Raw genomic sequence first — 21863 nt, forward strand, 5'->3', positions numbered from 1 at the left:
ATTTCCTCAGGCCGGTACGGACGATGGGGCGTGATGATTGCGCCGATGCGCCGCTTCACCGGACTGGCCTTCGCCGTGCATTTCCGCCAGGCGCGTAATGAACTCGTCGACGAAGACCCGCATGTCGGCGCTGACTTCCTTGTTGCGAGTGATCAGGCGGTTGTAGCCAAACAATGCAGGGATCGCGACGAACAGCCCCATCGCCGTGGCGAGCAATGCCGCGGCCATGCCCGGGGCAATGGCGTTGATGTTCACGTCACCGGCCATGGCCGTGCCGAGGAACACCACCATGATCCCCAGCACGGTGCCAAGCAGGCCGATGTACGGGCCGCCGGCAATGGCGTTGGACAGGGTCGAGAGCTTCGAGCTGAGCTGCTGGTTTTCCCGGGTGCGCACGCCGTCCATGGAACAGCGGATCGCTTCGATGGTGGCCGCCGACACCGACGAGGTGTCAGCGCCCTGCTCACGGCGAGTGCGGATTTCCTTGACGGCCACCAGGTACAAGCGCCACAGCGATGAATGTTGCAGGCGCTGGGCGAGGTTCTGGTCGTCGGCGAACATTTCCAGGCGCGTGCCGATCCTGGCGAATTGTTCACGGAAGGCTTCGTTGGCCGCGCTGAGACGGCTGACCATGCGGTTCTTGCGGATCATGATGATCCACGACTGGAACATCATCAGCACCAGCACCCCGATGATCACCCAGGCGTCCATCGGCACGGCGTTGAGCAGGAACCCCAGGCTGCCGAAACCGAAGCCGGACTGCTCTTCATCGACGCCGTAGGCCACCAGTTTCGATTCGGCGCCCTGGGCATTGGCGTCAGCCAACAACAGTGGCGCCGGGCGGGCGACCTTGGACAGGCGCGCTTCGTCCATGGCCCCACCAAATGGCGCGAAGGCACCGGCGGAAACGTCTGCGCCCAAGGCCATCGGCGAGTTGAACGCGGGCATCGCCACCGCCAGGCTCGCGGTTTCACGCCCATTGACGTAGAGCACGACCCGGTCGCCCGAGGCGGTCAACGCCAGGTGCTGCCACTGGCCAGGATTCAGCGGCTGAGTCGAGACCGCACGCTGGTCATTGATCGCAACGAACGGCACACCCTGGTTCACGCCAATCAACAGGCTGGTGGTGGCTTCGCGACGGGCCAGGATGATCTGTTCGCCACTGGCCTGGTCCTGACGCAGCCAGGTACTGAAGGTGAACGCCGCACCGGCACTGTGTTGCAACGAAGGGCTGGCGGGCAACAGTAGCGGCTGGCCGTTGAACTGCAAGGCATGCCCGATCACGCCGTCGATGCTGACACCGACTGCGCCCTGGGCATTGTTGCCGTAGGCCGTGGTATCCCGGGGCGGTACACCGGTGGCGCCTTCAAAGTGATACAACGCGGTGTAATCCGGGTCGAAGGTCAACTGGCCACTGCCTGTGGCTGGCGCCTTCTGGTTGCCGTAATACATCCACATGTCCTGACGCTGACCGCCCTCCACATTGGGCACATCGACCCAAATCAGCGCCATGCCCATCAGCGGGTCGAAGCTTTCGATCTGGTGATTGAGCACGGTCTTGTCGTCGGCACTGACGAAGCGCAGGTCCGAGCCGTCTTCCTTGACCCCGTCGAAGGTGAAGTTGCCGGTGTGCAGGCGCACCAGCAACGCCGTGCGTCCCAAAGCCTGGGCGATGGCGGCGCCCTGGGGGGTGGTGTCCACCGAAATCTGTTTGCGATAGTGCCAATCGTCCTGCCACCAGGCATTGGCGGTCGCCGGAAGCACCAGCCCCAGGCAGATAAACAGGGATAACAGTAAGCGTTGCATGGACATGACTCCTGGGTTCAAAACGTCGCTTGCAGGTTGAAGTGCAGGCGCGATTCCTGTTTCGAGGTGTTCGGCCCTTCGAGCAGCGGATAGCCCCAATCGAGGCTGCCGGACAGCCATTTGCTCAGGCTCGCGCGGGTGCCGAGGCCGACGCTGGCGAGGCTGTAGTCGGCTTCCTGATCGGGCAGTTCGTCGCGCAGGTACAACTGCGCGCCTTCGGCGAAGGCATAGAAGCGCCACTCCTGGACATAACTGCCGAGAAACTTGGCCAGGGACGGGGTGCGCAGCTCCTGGGACAGCAGGTAGCCGTCATCACCGGTGCGCTCGGCGGCCAGATAGCCACGCACCGAGGTGGCGCCACCGGCCGAGAATTGTTCGTTGGAAACCAGCGGCCCGGAGGCGAGTTGGAAGGCGGCCTTGGAGGCAGTCTGCCAATCATTGGCGAAGGTAAAGGTGTAATTGCCGTCGCCCTTGAGCACGGCGAAGCTGGGGCTGGCGCGATAGCGCTTGTAGTCGAATTCTTCGTCGGAGCTGCCGTAGCCCAGCAGACTGCGGGTACCCGCCACCAGGCTCAGGCCAAGGCCCAACTGGCTGGTTTCGGTGTAGCGAAAGCCGTTGTAGGCGAAGGTGAATGGCGCGTACTTGAGCGGTGCCTTGTCGCTGGCGCCGCCCAGGTTCAGCTCTTCCTCGAAGTCCTTGAAATCGACCCCGACCGAAAAGCTGTTGGCCCATGCCCCCGTGGACGGCAGGCTGTAGATCGCCGACACCCCATAGGAATGGCCTTTGCCCAATACGTTGCTACCGCCGACGGTCGCCACGTTGCTGTCGGATTGGTAACCCGAGAACTGCACGCTCCAGCGTTCGCTCAACGGCGCGGTGTAGGAGCCCGACCAGACCTTGGCATTCTCGGTGTCCTGGGGCGCGGTGAAGAAGGTAAGCGAAACGCTGTGGCCCAGTTGCCAGAGGTTGTTGTAGCCCAGGCTGGCGACGGTGCGCAGCTTCTCGGTGTCGGCGCTGTAGTCGTTGTTCACCCCCAGGCTGGCCTGCCAGGGGTCCTGGTCTTCGACTTGCAAATCCACGTCCATGGTGCCGGGGCGCTGGCCTTCGCGCACCAGCGGCATGACCTGGCGCCCCGGGGTTTTGTTAAGCAGCGCCAGTTCTGCCTGGACCTGGGCGAAATCGGGCACTTCGCCTTCCTTGAGCGCTGGCACGTCATCACGAATTTCGACGGGGGAATAATGCTTGGCCCCCACCACCCGCACCCGGCCAATCTTGGTCTCGCTGACTTGCAGGTAGACGATGCCGTCTTCGACTTTCTGCTCTGGCAGTTCGACGAACACCGATTGATAACCCCGGGCCTGATAGGCCTTCTGCAAGGCTTCCCGGGCGCCCTCGATGTCGCTCAAGGCCTTTTGCGGGCCGAGGAACGGGTACACCGCTTCCTCGATGGCCCGGGCATCGAGCACGGTGTTGCCCCGCACGAAATACTCGTTCACGTCCACCAGGCGCGTCGGGGCCGCTTCGGCCTCCTGCCCTCCTTCTGCAGCGATTGCCGACGGCCCCCCGACCGCCAGCAGCAACCAGCCCCACAGCGCCGGCCGCGATTTGAAGAAATGCTCCACACCACCCCCTGAATTCAAAGTACGGCTCAATTGCTTGCGGTCGATGTCGTGGCGTGCCGGGCCAGCCAGGTGTGCAAAAGCGCGAAGTTCAAGGAGAACTCCGGCATTTGCAGCAAGGCGCCACAGAACACTTCACCGATAATTTTCTGGATGAGCCGCACTGCCCGCGCGTCGCCCAGCAGTGTGGCGAGGTCTTTGCTCAGGACGTTGAAGCTCCAGACCTTCTGGTTCAGGTCCAGGCCGACGAACCAGCGAAACAGCAGGTTGTAGTTGAGTTGCTCGTAGAGTTGCTGCTCGCTGGGCACCGAATAGAGCAGTTGTAGCAGGAGGATATGCATGGCGGTTTGCGGTGCGATCAGCATCTGGGCGCTGGCATTCAGCCCCTGCAACACATCGCGATGGTCATCCAGCAGGTCGTCGATCTGCGGGCGTAGCAAAACCAGTGAATGGCCCTGCGGAATGTAGCTGGACACTTCCTTGAGCGCGCCCTGCCAGTCATCCTGGGAAACAATCCAGACCCACGGCGCGCCGTAGCGATACACCGAGACCGGCTGCTTGCGCGCCGCCTCGACGATCTTCGACAGCCGCTGGTCAAGCTCCTGCATGCCCACTTTCGAATAACGTTCCATAGTCCCCATCGCCTCACTCCCGGCTTCGCGCCCCGGCTCCAAAACGACCTGAAAGGTCCCCTTGAACACGTCACACAGGCATGACGGGAATGGCGATGTGCTACCGAACTTTTGTCATGAAAGCTTCATTTTGGAGGGCAAGGAGGGGTGGGATCTTGTGGGAGCGTTCAACCAAGTGATGGGCGACACCGAACCCTGTGGCGAGGGAGCTTGCTCCCGTTGGGGCGCGAAGCGGCCCCGGGACCTGCCGACTCGGTGTGTCAGGAAAATACCTTGGGGGCCGCTGCGCAGCCCAGCGGGAGCAAGCTCCCTCGCCACAGACGGTCTGGGGCGATGAGTACCGGCCTTATCGCGACCAGGTCGCTTCCACAACAGATTCTCGGGTGTTCACGACAATGACGTCCACCGTCAATCTCCTGTGGAAGCGAGCCTGCTCGCGATGAGGCCACCAGGTTCCGCGGGTTATTGGTGCTGCACCTGCACCATCGAACTAACCTGCACCCGCGCCTGCATCTGTTCCGCCCCGCCCCCCCGGCGCATGCCGCGTACCGGGCAGGCGTCGAGGTAGTCCAGGCCGACTGCCAGTTTCAGGTGGCGGTCTGGAAGGGTCAGGCGGTTGGTCACGTCGAAGCTGTACCAACCATCATCCAGCCAGGCCTCCGCCCAGGCGTGGCTCGCCAGGTGGCTTTCATCCTCGGTGCACAAATAGCCGGAAACATAGCGCGCAGGAATGCCCAGGCTGCGAGCGCAGGCCAGGAACGCGTGGGTATGGTCCTGGCAAACCCCCGTCCCACCGGCAAACGCCTCGGCGGCTGTGCTGTTGACCGCCGTCGTGCCGGGGCTGTAGGGCATCCGCGCCGCCAAACCGTTCATCAGATCGGTCAAGGCCGTACGATCACGCCGGCCGGCGCATTGCTCGACGGCGAAGGCGCTGAGGGTCTCATCCGCCTGGGTCAGGCGACTGGTGCGCAGGAAAGGTAGCGGCGACTGGTTGTCCGGTTCCATCGCGATGGACTGATGGATTTCCACCTCGCCATAAGCTGTCAGGATCAAGGCACCGTGGGGCTCGTCCATGGTCATCACATGCAAGATGTTGCCATAGGGATCAAGCTGGCTGCGGACCAGTCGCGGCAGTTCCAGATGCCATTGCAGGATACGCTGGCGCTGAGTGTCCCGGGGCGTCAGGCGCAGGAACTGGATGCTGGTGCAGACTTCATCGGCGTAGCTGTAGGTCGTGTCGTGGCGTATGGACAGTTTCATACGACCTCCAGGTAAGACTCATGGACGGTCTGGCCCAAGTGGCGGATCTGCCCGATCAAGTCGGTCAGCCATTGATGCAGGCCCGACGCCAGGATCTCATCGATCCCCGAATAACGCAGGCGTGCATTCAGTTCGGCGGCCAGGCGTTGCGCTGGCCGGCCGTTGTTGCCCGGCAGGCTGGCGAGAATGTGGTCCAGTTCCTCGATGCAGGCATGCAGCGAGCGCGGGACGTCAGCGCGCAGCAGCAACATCTCGGAAACCTGCTCGGCATTGGGCGCATTGCGGTAGATCTCGTTGAACGCCTCGAACGAAGACAACGCGCGCAACAAGGCACTCCACTGGTAGTAACCACGGGCCGAGTTGTCGCTGACCTCCTCCGATTCCTCGCCGAACATCTCATAGCGGGCGTCCAGCAACCGCAGCGTGTTGTCGGCCCGTTCGATAAAGGTCCCCAGGCGAATGAAGCAGTAGGCATCGTTGCGCATGATGGTGCCCGACGTCGCGCCACGAAACAGGTGCGAACGCTCCTTGACCCACTCGCAGAAATGGCTGATGCCGTAGCGCCCCAGGCCGTTGCTGGCGATGTTGCGCATTTCCAGCCAGGTGGCGTTGATGTTCTCCCACATGTCGGCGGTGATGCGCCCGCGCACGGCATGGGCATTGGTCCGCGCAGCTCGCAGGCAGCTGTAGATACTGCCGGGGTTGGTTTCGTCCAAGGCGAAGAAATGCAGCATGCGCTCGGTGTTGAGCGCGTCATAACGGGCGTTGTAGTCGTCCAGCGTACCGGCCGCCAGCAGCGACATCGCCAGTTCCGCATGGCCATCGCTGCGCCCGGCCTGGGGCATCAGCGACAGCGAATAGCTGACTTCGAGCATGCGCGCCAGGTTCTCGGCGCGCTCCAGGTAGCGGGACATCCAATAGAGGTCCGAAGCAGTTCTTGAAAGCATGTCTTAGTCCTCCACTACCCAAGTGTCTTTGGTGCCGCCGCCCTGGGACGAGTTCACCACCAGCGAGCCTTCGCGCAGCGCCACGCGGGTCAGCCCGCCAGGCACCAGGCGCGTTTCCTTGCCCGACAGCACGAACGGACGCAGGTCGATGTGGCGCGGTGCGATGCCGCTCTCGACGAAGGTTGGACACGTGGACAGACTCAAGGTGGGCTGGGCGATGTAGGCTTCAGGCCGAGCCTTGAGGCGCGCGCGGAAATCTTCGATCTCCGCCGCGCTGGCGGCCGGCCCGACCAGCATGCCGTAGCCGCCGGAGCCCTGGGTTTCCTTGACTACCAGATCCGGCAGGTTGGCCAGCACATGGGACAGGTCCTGGGGCTTGCGACACTGCCAGGTGGGCACATTCTTCAGGATCGGTTCTTCGGTGAGGTAGAAGCGGATCATTTCGTCGACGTAGGGGTAGATCGACTTGTCGTCGGCCACGCCGGTGCCGACCGCGTTCGCCAGCACCACATTGCCCGCGCGGTACACGGCGATCAGCCCGGGCACGCCCAACATCGAATCGGGGTTGAACGACAGCGGGTCGAGGTAGGCATCGTCAAGGCGACGATAAATCACGTCCACCTGTCGTGGGCCGGCGGTGGTGCGCATGTACACATGGTCGTCACGCACGAACAGGTCTGCGCCCTCCACCAGTTCCACGCCCATTTCACGGGCCAGGAACGCGTGCTCGAAATAGGCACTGTTAAAGCGCCCCGGGGTCAGCACCACGGCGGTGGGGTTCTCGAGGGGGCTTGAGCTCTTGAGGGTGTCGAGCAGCAGGTTCGGGTAATGATCGATGGGGGCCACGCGCTGGGCGGCGAAGAGCTCGGGGAACAGGCGCATCATCATCTTGCGGTCTTCGAGCATGTAGCTCACACCGCTGGGCGTGCGCAGGTTGTCTTCCAGCACGTAATAGCTGCCGTCACCATCGCGAACCAGGTCGACACCGGCGATATGGGCGTAGATGCCTCGGTGCAGGTTCAGGCCCTGCATCGCGATCTGATAACCCTCGTTGGCGAGCACCTGCTCGGGCGGGATGATGCCTTCCTTGAGGATGTGCTGCCCATGGTAGATGTCGGCCAGGAACATGTTCAGGGCCTGGACCCGCTGAATGCAGCCACGCTCGACCATCTGCCATTCGCTGGCCTTGATGCTGCGGGGAATGATATCGAAGGGGATCAGGCGCTCGGTGCCCTGCTCGTCCCCATAGAGGGTGAAGGTGATACCGGCTCGATGGAACAGCAGGTCGGCTTCGCGGCGGCGTTGTTCAAGCAGTTCAAGCGGGGTGTCCGCCAGCCAGCGCGAGAAGGCTTGGTAATGCGGGCGGCAGTCACCCTTTGCGTCGTACATTTCATTAAAAAAAGCGTGGGGCATAGCCAACTCCCAGCCGCGTTCTACACGGCATTTCTTATCACTTCGTCATTCCAATGGTCTGGCCTTGCTTTGTTTTAATGAACCCTGTTTCTCCGTGATACCTCGATAGCAGTGGTCTCTGATCTGGCCTTTGCGTCTGGATGACGTGCGCCCCCTGATTAAATCTGCGTGGTCACTCCTGTACTGAATCCAACGGTTCGGTGGGTTTCGCTGTTGAGGTCTAGCAAAGGCTGTGCCTAAGCGCGATGCATCAAGACTGCGCTGGAAAAACCGTTACAAAGTTGTTTGAAAGCGAAATTTGTTTTCATTTATACGACAAAACGCCCCGGGAAGGCTGAAACGTTTATTTCAGCCTTCTCCAGCGAACCCTGGAACGGGTCGAATAGGTGCAAAAAGCTAGGTGTCAGGGATTCAATGCCCTGAAAAGGGGAAATTTATACTCACTGCTCGATGCCTGAGCGGGGTGCCGCGCAAAGCAACCTCCTAGACAACGCTTGGATCGAGCTCACCGGTCCAGGCCAGCAAAGCTGTCAGCAAGAAAAAACTGCCGCAGGCTGTCTCCACTTTCTGCTCCCCAGCGGACGAGGTCCGGTAGCAGTGACCGAGGAAACAGCCGTCTCGAAAATTGTCACTGCGAATAAATTGCCGCCAGTTGTGCACCGGCATACTGCGTTGCCAGTACTGACACGCTAGCATGGCGTCCTGGCTGTAAGGCACACCCTACAGCCTAGCACCGACACTCAGGCCAAGCATCGCCCAGGCCCGGCCTATCGTCGGCACGCCAACTTCCGTTTTCATGGCGAACCTGACTGCTGCACGGCCTGTTCCGCCAACTCATCGGCCAAGACGTCATCCAGCAAGCAACGGCCCAGCCCTGCGCCGTAATGAAAGATCAGACTGCGATGGTGCGTGGCACTCAAGGCCCGCGCTGGAACAGACCGAACAACGGCGGTCCCACGGCGAACCCGTCCAAAAAAACCACCGACAACAGTCCAGCCGCCGAGGCGACCAGTCGGGATTATTGGCCGGGGGCTGCAAGCAGGCCTGCAGATACTCGACGACAAATGCCACATCCTCGATCAGAGGCTGCGTCTGGGTAACCAAACAGATACCTAAGGTTGCCTTCATGGACTCCATTCCTATTGGGTCGAACTTATGTGAGGGGAGCATTTGTCGCTGGCTCGGGCAGTCTGGCCAACAGGGCCACCGGCGTGTGTCGTGGCCTGAGCAATCGAGCTTCGCGCAGCCATCGCCAGGACACACACGCCAAGCATCGCCAGGCACAGTCCGGCAAGCATTGCCGCCGGGCCACTGCGGTCGAGCACCGCTCCGGCGCCAATCGGCACGAGGAGACGGGTAAGTACAAACAGGCTGGCCTGGAGACCGTAGTCGTGGGCCTGCTGGAGGCGTCGGGAGAAAAACATCATCAGGCCGAACATCAGGCTCGACACCGCCCCCATGGCCGTGGCCAATAGATAGGCCGCCGCCACCAGCCATGGGGTCGAGACCTGGAGCCAGACAGCGCTCGTCAATGCCAGCAGTGCTGACAAGGCACCGATCATGAACCACGGCGTCGCCCTTGCCGGACCCAGGTGTTGCACCACCCTTGCACCCAGTACGCTCGCCAGGACACCGACCACTCCACCGCCGACCCCGGCGATCCAGGCCACCTCTTGCACGGGCATTCCCTGGTCCAGCAACAGCGGCTTGAGGTAAAGCCACGCGGCGCCCAGGAACGGAAAACCGCTGAGCAACAACCCGATCCAGAGATGTGCGCCGGGCTGCCGGAAAAAACCCGACCAATCGACCGACGACCGCCGGGGTGCTTGAAGACCATCGTCCTTGACCTCTCCCTCATGCAATAACACGAGGAAGACCAGCGCCACCAACAGCCCGGCGGCCATCAACAGAAACGGCGCCTGCCAGCCCCAGCGCGCCTGCACCAGCAACATGACGCCGGCGCCCACGATGGCGGCGAGAAACAGCGCGGCCGAACGGATCCCCCCAGCGCGCGACCGTTGCGTCTGTGGCAATAACTTGATGGCCAGGGCATTGACCGGGATATCGGCCCAAGTCGCCAGCACGCCGGCGACGAAAGCCAGGCCGAAGAGAAACAGGCGATTGGCGGTAATCGCCTGCTGGCTAACCAGCACCAGCAGCAGCGCCAACAACAGGCACAGCACCAATGCCCAAAGTCGATAGTGTCCTTGGACTGACCGATAACGCTGTACGGGCAATGCCAACAGGAACTTGAACACCGCTGGCAGCCCCGTCAGCTGGAACAACCCGATGTCGGTACCCGACCAGCCGTGCTCGCGCATGACCAGCGGAAGCCCCAGCAGCAGGTAGATGCCGGGAACCGCGAGGACGAAGTGGAGCCAGCCGAACAGCCATTGGAGTCGCCACATACGGGCGTTGTTTGCGCCGTTCATGAACCGCTCCGACGCGCCACTTGTACTGCTACCGGCGCGACCGCAAAGGCCACCTCGGGGTAATGGTCAATATTGACGAACCCGGCGCGGGTCAATGCCTCGGACAGGCCGCCAGAATGGGTGATCTGACGACCGAGCATCTGCATCGACAGGTAATAAGGCATGACCCGCCGAGCCAGATCGGGGTCGGGCGGGACCTCGGCATGAGCGCTGACCAGCACGCCGCCGGGACGCAACGCGGCATGGATTTTCTCCAGGCTCGCCGCCAGGTCAGGGACAAAGTGCAACACCGAGGAACACCAGATCAGGTCATACCCTTCACCAATACAATCGCTCGCCAGATCCCCACCACGTACTGCCAGACGCTGTTGGAGGCCGGCCTTGCTGATATTTTCCGCCGCCACGCTGACAGTCTGGGGGAAGTCGAAGACCTCGCCGCTCAGCAGCGGGTTCTCCCGGGCCAGGGCAATTGCCACCAATCCTGGCCCGCCCCCCAGGTCCAGGAATCGGCGGGCATGGGCGAACTCGGGGATTCCTGCCATCAAGCGCAACGCCACCTCCACCGTGACGGCCCGTTGCTCCTGGGCCAGTTGCAGACGTGCCGCGGCCGTCCAGTTCTCGATGGTGGTCGCCACGTTCGGTGCCTGCCCACTGGGCTGGCCCGCCCGTACTTGATCGCCCAACTGTCCACCAAAATGGCGAAGCCCGCGCAGGCGGAACGTCCACGCATCGCCGCAATAGTCCGGCGCCTCGGCGCGCAAATAGTCATGGGCCACCGCGGCGTTGTGGTAGCGCGGCGGTTGTTGTTGGTCACGCACCAGCAACTCCATATTCCACAACGCGTCCAACCAGTAACCGGTGTTCACGGGGTCAAGTTGCAGCTGTCGGGCAATGGCCTGCGCCGTGACGGGTACTTGCAGCAGGTTGAACAACTTCCATTCCAGGGCAATGCGCAGGACATCGGCACGCACGCCGGCCAAGGTCAGGTCCCAGTAAGGTTGCAGGGGGTGGGGTGTTGCCAGGTCGATTCCGTTCATCATTCGCAGCTCACAGTTCATAACTCACACGCAGGCCGATTTCTCTCGGCGGGCTGTAGACTCGGGCGGTGCCGCTCAGGTAGCCGACAGCGTCGTAACGCTTGTCAGCGGCGTTCTTCAGATAGGCACTGATTCCGTAGCGGCCAACGTCATAACCGGCAGTGAGGTTGATCAGTCCGTAGCCTCCACGGCTGTACCGGTTCGCTGAGTCCAGGTAGGTCTTGCCGACCCCATCCAGGCCGGCCTGGGCCCACCAACCGGCGGAGGCGTCGTAGCGCAGGCTCAAATGGCCGGTGAAGTCGGGGGCATAGGGATTGCGATTGCCCTGGTAATCGCTGTTGCCTTCACTGAAGCGCTCGAAACGGGTCCGGTTCAGGCCCACGGAACCGACCAGCGTCCAGTGGTCGGCCAGCAGGTATTCGGCTTCCAGCTCCAGCCCCGTGGAGCGGGCCGACGCCGCGTTGGTGATATACACCAGGCCCGGCTGGATCAACTGCTGCACCTGCATGTCACGCACGTCCATCCAATACAGGGCGGCCGAATAACGCAGGCGCTGGTCGTCCAGCCAGCCTTTGGCGCCGACTTCATACGTCTTGGCCTTTTCCGGGTCATAGCTCGGGTAATCGGCGGCACTGGCGAAGGCGTTGAAACCTCCGGCGCGGAAACCTTCGGCATAGCTGGCGTACAGGTAGGCATCCGGTTGCCACTCGTACTGCAACGACACCTTCGGGGTAAAGCGTTGCCACTGCTGGCTCTGACGACTGCCGCCTTGGGGATCGATGTGCACCTTGTCCTGTTCGGTACGAGCGCCGAGGGTCAGGGTCCAGCGTTCGGCCAGGGGCATCAGCCATTGACCGAACAGGGCCGTGGTATTACCCCCCAATTGCACATCCGTGCGGGACAGGCCGACGGGCAGTTTCTGTTCGTAGGAAAGGTCATGGTCGTCGCGATCGGCATAGACGCCGAGCAGCCACTGGCTCTGGCGCCATTGGCCTTCCAGGCGAAATTCCTGGGACATGGTGTTGAAGTGGTAATCGCGACCGACATGAAACAGGTCGGCAGGCTGGAAATCGGTGTCTTGGCGCACCCGGTCATAGAAGTCATTGCGGGCTGTGATCGAACGCAGCTTCAAACCGGAGTCGAACTCATGCAGCACGTCCACGGACAGGCTGCGACCGCTGGAATGGTTCCAACTCGAGGTGCCGGAGCGCACCTGGCGCGGGGATGAGTCGGCCGCCCCCCACTGGGACCCACCGTCGCGATAATCCTGGCGGCTGTAGCGCAGGTTGACGTCAGTGGCCAGCGTGGGCGTCCAGCGCAATACCATGCGAGCACTGTGACGTTCACGATCATCGGCCTGCCCGCCGCGCCAATCGTTGTCAATGTAACCGTCCTGCTCCCGCCACTGCCCGGAAACCCCGGCGAACAGCGTCTGCGGGACCAGCGCGGTACTGGCATCAACGCCCAGGGTCCGGCTATCGCGACTGCCGCCACCGGCTTCGACCCGAGCGTATGGCTGGGCATCGGGCTGGCGAGTGTGGATACTCAGCACGCCGGCTTCAGCGTTGCGGCCATACAAGGTCGACTGCGGCCCACGCAGAATCTCGATACGTTCCACGCCCAGCAAATCATGATCGAAGCCCTGCCCCATCAAGGTCGGCACGCCATCGACCAGCATCAGCATCGAGGAGGAAAACGCCGTCGGGCTGGCGGTCAGGCCGCGCACCACCGGCAGGTTGGTGCCCGACTGGCCAAATGGCTGGAAGGTAAAGCCGGGTGTGGCTCGCGCCAGGTCTTGCAGGTCATGGATAGCGCCATTGCGCAGGTCCTCACCCGTCAACACCGACAGACTGGCGGGAACCGCTTCTTGCGGCTGTTCGATCTTGTTCGCCGTCACCGTGATCGGCGCCAATTCAGTCTGGGCCGCCACATTCACGGCCACACCCAGGCAACAACCGACGCACCAAACGCAACCACGAGCTTTCAATACAGGCTTGACCATCGCACTCCCCCATCAATGAATCAGCGACTGCCTCGTTCTGGCGATAGCAGTTGAGATACAAACATGGTATTGATTAATGCGAATAGTTATCATGTAGTTCATATGGAATCTGGATCAATCCATATGCAAGCCAGAGTCAACCAGGAGGACCCTATAAAGTGGCGGCCCTACAGAAGATTTCCCAGTCCTATCGAGTAGCGCCAACACATTCGCGGCTGATCAGCAGTGATGCCTGTGGCTGGACACGCCAGCAACTGCCGGGGGAACTGGGCGAGTGCTACTCAGAGCGCTATTTGGTCGACAATGACCTGATGGTGGTTCGTTCGCGCTATCGCCCCACGCGTCATTTGATCGAGGAAACCGTCAGCCCTCACAATCGCCACATGCTGGTCATCACATTTGGCATGCAAGGCGACTCCGGCTACAAGGGGGCCGACGGTTCGGCGGTATCATTCCGTGCCGGCTATACCACCATCACCTCGTTTCAATTGAGCCTGGGCGAACGTTGCTACGAGGCCGGGACGACGGTGTCCCAGCTCCGGCTGCTGATCGGTGAAAGCATGCTCAACCGATACATCGGCGAGCAGCGCACCCGCCAGTTACTGGGCAACGGCAATGTGCGCCAATTGGCCTTCCAAAAGACTTCGGCCACCAGCGCCAGCCACGCCACCGCCCTGGCGCGCTATCTCAACCAGGGCGCGACCGGCGCGCTGGACATGCACATCCACACCCTCAGTCTGCTGTCCGAACAACTGAAACTGATAAGCCCGCCCACCCCCTGCATCCAGAATCCGCAATTCAGCGCCAGCGACATCGAAAAACTCGACCGGGCACGGGACATCATGATCGAACAAATGGACCAGCCGTTGACCATTCCCTACCTGTGTGCAGCCGTCGGGCTCAATGAATTCAAGCTCAAGGAAGGCCTGCATCACCGCTTCAATTCCACGCCCCATCGCATGCTGCATGAGATGCGCATGCGCAAGGCCTATACCCTGCTGGAAAGCGGATGCCAGGTTGCGCAGGCGGCCTATCAGGTCGGCTACAAGTTTCCGAATAATTTCAGTGCGGCATTTACCCGGTTCTTCGGCAAATCGCCCAAGACGGTATTCGGCAAGCGTCGCTGACATTGCGCGGGCGCCTGGGTGATTCCGGGCGTCAAACCTGATCTGCCGTCTTGGAGTCTCCCAGGCTCAAGGCCTGAATCGACGGAAAAAAATGCCCGGATCCAAGGTCCGGGCATTTTTTATTGAGCGCGATCAGAACGTCACGCTGGCACTCAGCCGTGCGGTACGCGGCTCCCCTACCGCGACCTGCAACTCGCTGCCGGTGGAGGACGGATAGTATTGCTTGTCGAACAGGTTATCCACATTCAACTGCAGCGAGGTCTTGTGGCCCAAGACCGGCGACTCCCAGCGCAGGAAGGCGTCGGCCACGGTGTAGCTGCTGAGCCAGAAACTGTTGTCGTTGTTGGCGGCCCGTTCGCCAACGTACCGCGCTCCGCCCCCGGCGTGCCAGGCACCGAACTCGGCGGGAACGTTGAGGTGATGGGTCAGGTACAGGCTGGCAGTGTGTTTAGGCGCGTCGGCGAGACGATGGCCTTCGTTTTTCGGATCGTCGAGGATCTCCGTGTGGGTGTAGGCGTAGGTGCCGATCAGCTCCCAGCGCTCGGAAAGGCGCCCGGTGATGTCGAGTTCCAGGCCTTGGGAGCCGACTTTTCCGGCGGCTTCTGCGATGTTTTTTTCGCCGACCAATCTATTGGTCACGACGTTCGTTTTTTCGATGTCGAACAACGCAAGATTGATGTTCAATCCTGGCAACGGATCATATTTGGCCCCGATCTCGTAGCTGCGCCCTTCCTCTGGGTCGAAGGTACTGCCGTTATCGTCCACCGTGTCGTTCGGCTTGAACGAGCGACTGTAGTTACCGTACAGCGACAGCTCCTGCGTGGCTTTATAGACCAGACCGAGGAACGGCACGAAGGCATCGCCGTTATCATCCCGGTTGAGCTTGTAAGCGCTACCCAAACCCTGGTCGCTGTACTGGTCGTAATGTTGATAGCGACCGCCGAACACAAGGATCCAGCGATCATCGAGATGCCAATTGTCCTTGAGATAAATGGAACTGGAGGTCAACTGGTTGCGCAGGTCGCTTTGGGGAGCATTGACAACACTGGGCTCGCTTAGACCGCCATAAACCGGTGCGTTGATGTCGAACCCCGGCGTTGCGGGGCCACGGTAGGTCTTGCCGCGAAATTGATCTGACACTTGGTTGTCGACGCCGACCAGCAAGTCATGACGCTGCCCGAAAAATTCCTGCTTGCCCAGGAAGTCCCAACTGGCATAACGAGTTTCGTCGTCGTAATGAGCACCATTGGCGGCTCGCTGAAAAACACCGGTTTTCGACAGACTCGGCTGCGCAATCGAAAGACTGTACCGATCATTGTTCCAGCCATAGGTCACGCGGGTTTTCCACGCCTCGCTCAGCTCATACTCGAAACGCGCCGTCGCTGTCTCGCGAATGCCCACGCTTTTGGCCCAGGGCTCGTCCAGGCGCTTGTCATAATCGATGTCCGCCGGATGTCCATTGCGGAACACTGTGCCCCGGTCAAAGGGATTGGAATATTCGTTGTACTCATAGCTGAGATTCAACGAGGCCCGCTCCCCCGTCCAAGCCAGGGACGGCGCGACCAGCGTGCTCTCGTTGACCCCGTAGTTGCGCCAGTAATCCTCATGACCACGCTCGGCAATCAAGCGATAGGCCAGGCCGGTGTCTCCCAATGGCCCGGTGGTGTCCAAGGCCATGGTGCCGCCGCCTTCGCTGTAGGCCGAGCCGCTCAGCGTGGTGCTTTGCGTGTATTCCGGTTTCTTGCTGATGACGTTGACCAGGCCGCCGGGCTCCAGCGCGCCGTACAACATCGAGGCCGGGCCCTTGAGCACTTCGACGCGGTCGGTGGTGGCGCTGAAGTTGTGGCCCAGGTTCGAACGCACGCCGTCGCGCAGGATCGAGCCGTCGTCGTTGGTGCCGAACCCGCGCTTGACCAGCGAATCCCTCGAGCCGCCCAGGGTATTGCCCTGGCTGACGCCGCTGACGAACTTCATCGCATCGGCCAGCGAGCGCACCTGATAGTCGGCCAGGGTCTGCTGGGTCACCACGCTGATCGATTGCGCCTCTTCCTTGATCGGTACATCGCTCTTGCTCGCCGTACTGGCTTGCGACGTCGTATAGCCCTCGTCCTGAGTGACGCGACTGCCCTGGATGTCCGTGGCCGGCAGTTCGAGAGCGGCCTGCGCCCACACCGGGCTTGCGATGAAGCAGTAAGACAACGTCGGCAATACACACTTGATGAAGACGTTGCGATTAGCGAGAGGGGTGGAACGATTCAAGACGCGCACTCACAGAGGGTTGGAAATGCGAGGGAATATACTTTGAGAATGATTCCCAGTAAATCTTTCTAACATCTCCCCGCTTGACTCTGCGCACAAACGAGGGCGCCGGATGATGAGTCCGGCGCCCTCGTTTGTTTCCCTCTCCCAGTCTTGGGCTGATCAGTGGTCAGTGGTCGATGGCAGCACCGGCTCCTCTCGGTACGCGAATGTCTTCGACCAGGTGCTGGATGTGCTCCGGTGGCGGCGCGGTAAAGCGCGACACCACCACCGCGGCCAGGAAGTTGAAGACCATCCCCAACGTGCCGATACCTTCAGGGGAAACACCCAGCCACCAATGTTCAGCCGTGTTCATCGTCGGGTTGATGAACTTGAAGTAGACGATGTAGGTGAATGTGAAGGTCAGCCCGACAATCATCCCGGCGATCGCGCCTTCGCGGTTCATGCGTTTGGAGAAGATCCCCATGACAATGACCGGAAAGAAGGAAGACGCCGCCAACCCGAAGGCGAACGCAACCACCTGGGCGACGAACGCGGGTGGATAAATGCCAAACAATCCGGCAATCAGCACCGCCACACCGGCGGCAATGCGTGCCGCGAGCAACTCCTGCTTCTCGTTGATCCTGGGCATGATGTTGCTCTTGAGCAAATCATGTGAGACCGAGGTGGAGATCACCAGCAACAGCCCCGCAGCCGTGGAAAGCGCCGCCGCCAGGCCACCGGCAGCGATCAATGCGATCACCCAGCCCGGCAGGCCAGCAATTTCGGGGTTGGCCAACACCATGATGTCGTTATCGACGTAGAGTTCGTTGGCCACTGGCGAGAGCTGGTTCTTGAGCAATCGCTGCTCATGCGCCCCGCGCTCATCAGTAAAACTCGGCGCCCCGACCAGGGCCGCACCCGGGCTGTACTGGATGATGCCGTCGTTGTTCTTGTCCGCCCACGCAATCAGTCCGGAGTTTTCCCAGGCTTTGAACCAGGCTGGCGCGGTGGCATAACTGACGTTGGGAATGGAGGTCAGCAGATTGGTACGTGCGAAGGCCGCCACGGCCGGCGCGGTGGTGTAGAGAATGGCGATGAACAGCAATGCGTAGCCTGCTGACTTGCGGGCATCACGTACGGTCGGCGTGGTAAAAAAACGCACGATCACATGGGGCAGGCCCGCAGTACCGACCATCAGCGCCATGGTGATGAAGAACACATCCATGGTCGACTTGGTGCCATCGGTATAGGCGCTGAAGCCCAACTCGGCACCCAGGCCGTTGAGCCGCTCGATCACGCTCTGCCCCGAACCGCCCACTTCGCTGATAAAGCCCAACTGCGGTATTGGGTTGCCGGTGATCATTATCGAGATGAAAATCGCCGGCACCATGTAGGCGAAAATCATCACGCAATACTGTGCCACCTGGGTGTAGGTGATGCCCTTCATGCCGCCCAACACCGAATAAAAGAATACGATGGCCATGCCGATCATGACACCGACGTTGATATCCACTTCCAGGTAACGGGAAAAGACGATCCCGACACCGCGCATCTGTCCCGCCACATAGGTGAAGGAAATGAAGATCACGCAGATCACCGCCACTACCCGCGCCGTCTGCGAGTAATAACGAGCCCCGACGAACTCGGGTACGGTGAACTTGCCAAATTTTCGCAGGTACGGCGCCAGGCACATCGCCAACAGCACGTAGCCCCCGGTCCAGCCCATCAGGTAGACGGAACCGTCATAACCGGCGAAGGCAATGATCCCGGCCATGGAGATGAACGAAGCCGCCGACATCCAGTCAGCACCGGTGGCCATGCCGTTGAGTACCGGATGCACGCCCTTGCTGGCGACGTAGTACTCGCTGGTGGAACCGGCACGCGTCCAGATTGCAATCGCGATGTACAACGCGAAGGAGGCGCCTACGACCAGATAAATCAGGGTTTTTGTGTCCATGTGCGCCGCCCTCAGTCTTCGTGGACGTCATATTTGCGATCGAGCTGATTCATCTTCCAGACATAGAAGAAAATCTCGAGCACAAAGACGTAGATGGAACCCTGCTGGGCAAACCAGAACCCCAAGGGTGTACCGAAGAAACTGATGGTGTTGAGTGCATCAACCAGCAAAATGCCGAAGCCGAACGACACCAGGAACCAGATAGCCAGCAAGACCAGCATCCAGCGTAGGTTTTCCGTCCAGTAGGCACGCGCAGCCTGTTGCTTTTCAGTGGACATGGAGGTGTCCTCCCGTGTTGTTTTTATTGTTTTGCACTTCAAACCGTAGCAGTCGTCAGGCAAGGCGCTAGTACGACTTTCGTCTAATTCGCTCCAATAGGTATTGACATCTCTATCCCATCGTTATGGCAGGCTGAAGAGCAGCAGAGTCTCCAGGGTGATATCAAATAGCCCTATCCGCCCCTAAAGCTTTGGCGCTCGCGGTCGAATGTATTCCATTGAGAGATTTTTTTGCCCAGGAGCAGCGGCATGCAGACGTTAAAGGCCTTGTACGAGTCTATCGAGATGCGGTTTTTCGATACCCTCACCAAAAAACTATCGAGCCTTTTCCTGTTGGTGCTGGTCAGTGGCTTGCTGTACTGGGTGGCCCTCAGCGCCCGCGCCGAGATCGTGCTGCAGTTGCGCAATGCGCAGTTGGACGGCGCCTTGCTTGGGCAGATCGAGGGTCGGCTTGACAGCCTCACCCATGCCCTGCTCTTCGGCGCGTTCCTGACGCTGTGCATGATCAGCTTCATGGTCTGGTATTTCCGTCACCTCATCGTGCGCCCCGTCATCGCCATGACCAAGGCCCTGGAAGAGATCGCCAATGGCGAAGGTGACCTGTCCAAGGACCTGCCGCTGGTGACTCACGACGAAATCCGCGTGCTGGCCGGCACTTGCAACCGTTTCCTGGCCAAGCAGCGGGAGATCATCAGCAACGTCCAGGCACTGACCGTGCACATCGCCGTCGAATCGGCCCGCTCGTTGAAGAACATCAGCGACTCCAGCGACAGTGCCACCCACCAGGCTCGCTTCGCCAAGGAAGTCATGGACCAGAGCAACACCGCCGTGGGCCGCATCGAAGAAGTCTCGCGCCAGACCCAGGGCATTTCCAGCACCACCGCCCAGAACCTGAGCATGGCCCGCGACTCCTACGCCGAGCTGCTGGAAGTGACCGGCAACATCAGCGAAATCTCCAGCAGCCTCGGTGAATTTGCCACGCTGGTGAGCGCCTTGAACCAGCGTTCCTCAAGCATCAAGTCGATTGTCGGGTTGATCCAGCAGATCTCTGCCCAGACCAACCTGCTGGCCCTCAATGCCGCCATCGAAGCCGCCCGGGCCGGCGAAAGCGGTCGGGGCTTCGCGGTGGTCGCCGATGAAGTGCGGACCCTGGCACAAAACGTCAGCCGGGCCACCGATGACATCTCACGCAACATCGACGCCATGCTCGAGGAAGTCAGCTCCACCCACGAACAGACCACCCAGATCAGCCATAGCGCCCGGGAAACCCAGAAAGTGGTGGAGCGCGCCTCCGGCCATTTTGAGAGCATGATCGGCGATTTCGAATCCACCAACGGCAAGCTGGCGGACATCGCGACCCATATCCAGCAGTTCGCCGACAGCAACACGGGGATCAACGACCGAGTCACTCAGATCCACGCCGACAGCCAGTTGATCGACCAGCGCATGCAGCATTCGGCAACGGCCACCCGCGACCTGTCCGGCGTGGCCGAAAAGGTCCAGGCCCTGCTGGGTCGCTTCGTGCTCGGCCACGGCAAGCTGGACGCCGCCATCACCCGCGCCAGCGAGTGCCGCGACACGCTCCAGGTTCGCCTGGAGGCGCTGCAAGGTGAAGGCCTGAACCTGTTCGATCAGAATTACCAACCGATTCCCGGCACCGACCCCAAGCAGTACATGACCAGCTACACCGAACGTTTTGCCCAGATCTGCCAGGAGGAATGCGACAAACTCACCCGCAGCACGCCGGGTGGCAAGGTTTCGTTCATTGTCGACAGCAAGGGCTACTGCCCGGTGAATAACAGCTGGGTCTCCAAGCCGCCAACCGGCGACCGGGCGGTGGATTTGCCGGTGTGCCGCAACAAGCGAATCTTCAACGACCCGATCGGCCTGCGTGCGGCGGGCAACGTCCAGCGTTTCCTGCTGCAGACCTACCTGCGCGATACCGGGGAAATCATGACCGAGATCGACGTACCGTTCTTCTTCGGCGGCCGTCATTGGGGCAATTTGCGGGTGGGCTTCGATGCGGCGGTGTTGTTGGCGGAGTGATCAACAGCGCAATCAAGCCAGACAACTACCCTGTGGGCGAGGGAGCTTGCTCCCGCTCGGCTGCGCAGCAGTCGCAAAACCGGCTGATACGGTCGGCCTGAAGAACCGCCGGGGCCTGCTTCGCACGCCAGCGGGAGCAAGCTCCCTCGCCACAAGGGATCTGTGGCGTATGCAAATCTTGAGAACACCCAAAACAAACTGTGGGAGCGGGCTTGCTCGCGAAAACGGTGTGTCAGCCACATCAACGGCGACTGACCCGACGCTTTCGCGAGCAAGCCCGCTCCCACATGGGGGTTGGGTTTAGCTCAACTCAACAGCACTTGGGCCCGCCCTTGCCACCGTAACGGGCCTCCTGGCGTTCGCGGAAGAACGCCTCGTAGTCCATCAACGGTTTGTCCGGGTGCTTGGTTTGCATGTGCTCGACGTAGTTGTCGTAGTCGGGCATGCCGACCATCAGGCGGGCGGCCTGACCGAGGTATTTACCGAGGCGACTCAAGTCATTGAACATCGTTGCAATCCCCTATCAAGCGTCCGGCACGGCCTGGAATGGCGCTTCCTTATCCGTGCGTTCCTTGGTGCCCCAGGCGGCGATGCCGACCTTGAGCGCGTAGAACAGGATGCTGAAGACCACGAACAGGAACAACACCGTCAGCGTTGCGTTGGTGTAGGCGTTGAACACCACGTGCTGCATCTGCTCGATGCTCTTGGCCGGGGCCAGGACCTGGCCGGCGGCCAGGGCATCGTTGTATTTGCGCGCCAGGGCCAAAAAGCCGATCGCCGGGTTGGCGTCGAACAGCTTGATCAGGCCCGCGGTGGTGGTGCAGATCAGCAACCAGCTCGCCGGCAGCAGCGTGACCCAGACGTAGCGCTGGCGCTTCATCTTGATCAGTACCACGGTGGCGAGCATCAGGGCGATACCGGCCAGCATCTGGTTGGAGATGCCGAACAGCGGCCACAAGGTGTTGATGCCACCCAGCGGATCGATCACGCCCTGGTACAGCAGGTAACCCCACAGTGCCACGCAGCCGGCGGTGGCGATCAGGTTGGCCGGCCAGGATTCGGTGCG

The 21863-nt window shown here is 61.1% G+C and carries 17 protein-coding genes; 2 read left to right on the forward strand and 15 right to left on the reverse strand.

What is annotated here, in order from left to right:
• Nucleotides 1-6: 6 nt before the first annotated feature.
• The 10 genes from BLO97_RS22120 to BLO97_RS22165 all read right to left on the reverse strand — a co-directional run bounded on the left by BLO97_RS22120 (nt 7) and on the right by BLO97_RS22165 (nt 13148).
• Nucleotides 7-1806, reverse strand: coding sequence for a DUF2341 domain-containing protein (locus tag BLO97_RS22120; protein ID WP_092348167.1), 1800 nt, complete (start codon nt 1804-1806; stop codon nt 7-9).
• 17 nt (nt 1807-1823) lie between these two features.
• Complete coding sequence (locus BLO97_RS22125; RefSeq protein ID WP_371914656.1) at nt 1824-3386, reverse strand: ShlB/FhaC/HecB family hemolysin secretion/activation protein; 1563 nt, start codon at nt 3384-3386, stop codon at nt 1824-1826.
• A 68-nt stretch (nt 3387-3454) separates the two neighbouring features.
• Entirely contained in the window at nt 3455-4057 is a 603-nt protein-coding gene (locus BLO97_RS32395; RefSeq protein WP_072347174.1) for a transposase, read from the reverse strand.
• A 462-nt stretch (nt 4058-4519) separates the two neighbouring features.
• Complete coding sequence (locus BLO97_RS22135) at nt 4520-5317, reverse strand: transglutaminase family protein (protein ID WP_092143684.1); 798 nt, start codon at nt 5315-5317, stop codon at nt 4520-4522.
• Complete coding sequence (locus tag BLO97_RS22140; RefSeq protein WP_003201699.1) at nt 5314-6264, reverse strand: alpha-E domain-containing protein; 951 nt, start codon at nt 6262-6264, stop codon at nt 5314-5316. The genes BLO97_RS22135 and BLO97_RS22140 overlap by 4 nt, the downstream gene beginning before the upstream one ends.
• 3 nt (nt 6265-6267) lie before the next feature.
• The gene (locus tag BLO97_RS22145; RefSeq protein ID WP_003201697.1) at nt 6268-7677 is read right to left on the reverse strand and encodes a circularly permuted type 2 ATP-grasp protein; all 1410 of its coding nucleotides are present in this window, start codon (nt 7675-7677) and stop codon (nt 6268-6270) included.
• A 794-nt stretch (nt 7678-8471) separates the two neighbouring features.
• The gene (locus tag BLO97_RS32035; protein ID WP_256572213.1) at nt 8472-8597 is read right to left on the reverse strand and encodes a hypothetical protein; all 126 of its coding nucleotides are present in this window, start codon (nt 8595-8597) and stop codon (nt 8472-8474) included.
• A gap of 219 nt (nt 8598-8816) precedes the next feature.
• Nucleotides 8817-10109 carry an MFS transporter gene (locus tag BLO97_RS22155; RefSeq protein WP_092348173.1) on the reverse strand — a complete coding sequence of 431 codons (1293 nt, stop codon included), beginning with the start codon at nt 10107-10109 and terminating at the stop codon, nt 8817-8819.
• Nucleotides 10106-11146 (reverse strand): methyltransferase, encoded by a 1041-nt coding sequence (locus tag BLO97_RS22160; RefSeq protein WP_092224633.1) that lies wholly within the window; start codon nt 11144-11146, stop codon nt 10106-10108. The genes BLO97_RS22155 and BLO97_RS22160 overlap by 4 nt, the downstream gene beginning before the upstream one ends.
• Before the next feature lie 10 nt (nt 11147-11156).
• Nucleotides 11157-13148, reverse strand: coding sequence for a TonB-dependent receptor (locus tag BLO97_RS22165; RefSeq protein ID WP_092348175.1), 1992 nt, complete (start codon nt 13146-13148; stop codon nt 11157-11159).
• A gap of 158 nt (nt 13149-13306) precedes the next feature.
• On the opposite strand from BLO97_RS22165, the gene BLO97_RS22170 reads away from it, so the two are divergent.
• The gene (locus BLO97_RS22170) at nt 13307-14275 is read left to right on the forward strand and encodes a helix-turn-helix domain-containing protein (protein ID WP_092143693.1); all 969 of its coding nucleotides are present in this window, start codon (nt 13307-13309) and stop codon (nt 14273-14275) included.
• A 132-nt stretch (nt 14276-14407) separates the two neighbouring features.
• On the opposite strand, the gene BLO97_RS22175 is transcribed toward BLO97_RS22170, so the two are convergent.
• The 3 genes from BLO97_RS22175 to BLO97_RS22185 all read right to left on the reverse strand — a co-directional run bounded on the left by BLO97_RS22175 (nt 14408) and on the right by BLO97_RS22185 (nt 18751).
• Entirely contained in the window at nt 14408-16534 is a 2127-nt protein-coding gene (locus BLO97_RS22175) for a TonB-dependent siderophore receptor (protein WP_092348177.1), read from the reverse strand.
• 169 nt (nt 16535-16703) lie between these two features.
• On the reverse strand, nt 16704-18473 hold the full coding sequence (locus BLO97_RS22180; protein ID WP_092224623.1) for a sodium:solute symporter family protein: 1770 nt from the start codon (nt 18471-18473) through the stop codon (nt 16704-16706).
• An 11-nt stretch (nt 18474-18484) separates the two neighbouring features.
• On the reverse strand, nt 18485-18751 hold the full coding sequence (locus BLO97_RS22185) for a DUF4212 domain-containing protein (RefSeq protein WP_014338067.1): 267 nt from the start codon (nt 18749-18751) through the stop codon (nt 18485-18487).
• A 249-nt stretch (nt 18752-19000) separates the two neighbouring features.
• Here BLO97_RS22185 and BLO97_RS22190 point away from each other — a divergent pair, with 249 nt between their 5' ends.
• On the forward strand, nt 19001-20797 hold the full coding sequence (locus tag BLO97_RS22190) for a methyl-accepting chemotaxis protein (protein WP_092348179.1): 1797 nt from the start codon (nt 19001-19003) through the stop codon (nt 20795-20797).
• A gap of 310 nt (nt 20798-21107) precedes the next feature.
• Here the strand turns inward: BLO97_RS22190 and BLO97_RS22195 are convergent, their stop codons facing one another.
• The gene (locus BLO97_RS22195; RefSeq protein ID WP_003201656.1) at nt 21108-21305 is read right to left on the reverse strand and encodes a YbdD/YjiX family protein; all 198 of its coding nucleotides are present in this window, start codon (nt 21303-21305) and stop codon (nt 21108-21110) included.
• A gap of 15 nt (nt 21306-21320) precedes the next feature.
• Nucleotides 21321-21863 (reverse strand): carbon starvation CstA family protein (locus BLO97_RS22200; protein WP_305882563.1); only part of this gene is annotated, 543 nt, incomplete at its 5' end.

The sequence above is a fragment of the Pseudomonas sp. NFACC05-1 genome, from assembly GCF_900100135.1.
Lineage (GTDB): Bacteria > Pseudomonadota > Gammaproteobacteria > Pseudomonadales > Pseudomonadaceae > Aquipseudomonas > Aquipseudomonas fluorescens_Q.

Coding starts and splice junctions, on each gene's coding strand:
- BLO97_RS22195 (WP_003201656.1), bottom strand. CDS start 21,305: ATGTTCAATGACTTGAGTCGCCTCGGTAAATACCTCGGTCAGGCCGCC.
- BLO97_RS22140 (WP_003201699.1), bottom strand. CDS start 6,264: ATGCTTTCAAGAACTGCTTCGGACCTCTATTGGATGTCCCGCTACCTG.
- BLO97_RS22190 (WP_092348179.1), top strand. CDS start 19,001: ATGCAGACGTTAAAGGCCTTGTACGAGTCTATCGAGATGCGGTTTTTC.
- BLO97_RS22160 (WP_092224633.1), bottom strand. CDS start 11,146: ATGAACGGAATCGACCTGGCAACACCCCACCCCCTGCAACCTTACTGG.
- BLO97_RS22165 (WP_092348175.1), bottom strand. CDS start 13,148: ATGGTCAAGCCTGTATTGAAAGCTCGTGGTTGCGTTTGGTGCGTCGGT.
- BLO97_RS22185 (WP_014338067.1), bottom strand. CDS start 18,751: ATGTCCACTGAAAAGCAACAGGCTGCGCGTGCCTACTGGACGGAAAAC.
- BLO97_RS22135 (WP_092143684.1), bottom strand. CDS start 5,317: ATGAAACTGTCCATACGCCACGACACGACCTACAGCTACGCCGATGAA.
- BLO97_RS22180 (WP_092224623.1), bottom strand. CDS start 18,473: ATGGACACAAAAACCCTGATTTATCTGGTCGTAGGCGCCTCCTTCGCG.
- BLO97_RS22120 (WP_092348167.1), bottom strand. CDS start 1,806: ATGCAACGCTTACTGTTATCCCTGTTTATCTGCCTGGGGCTGGTGCTT.
- BLO97_RS22155 (WP_092348173.1), bottom strand. CDS start 10,109: ATGAACGGCGCAAACAACGCCCGTATGTGGCGACTCCAATGGCTGTTC.
- BLO97_RS32395 (WP_072347174.1), bottom strand. CDS start 4,057: ATGGAACGTTATTCGAAAGTGGGCATGCAGGAGCTTGACCAGCGGCTG.
- BLO97_RS22145 (WP_003201697.1), bottom strand. CDS start 7,677: ATGCCCCACGCTTTTTTTAATGAAATGTACGACGCAAAGGGTGACTGC.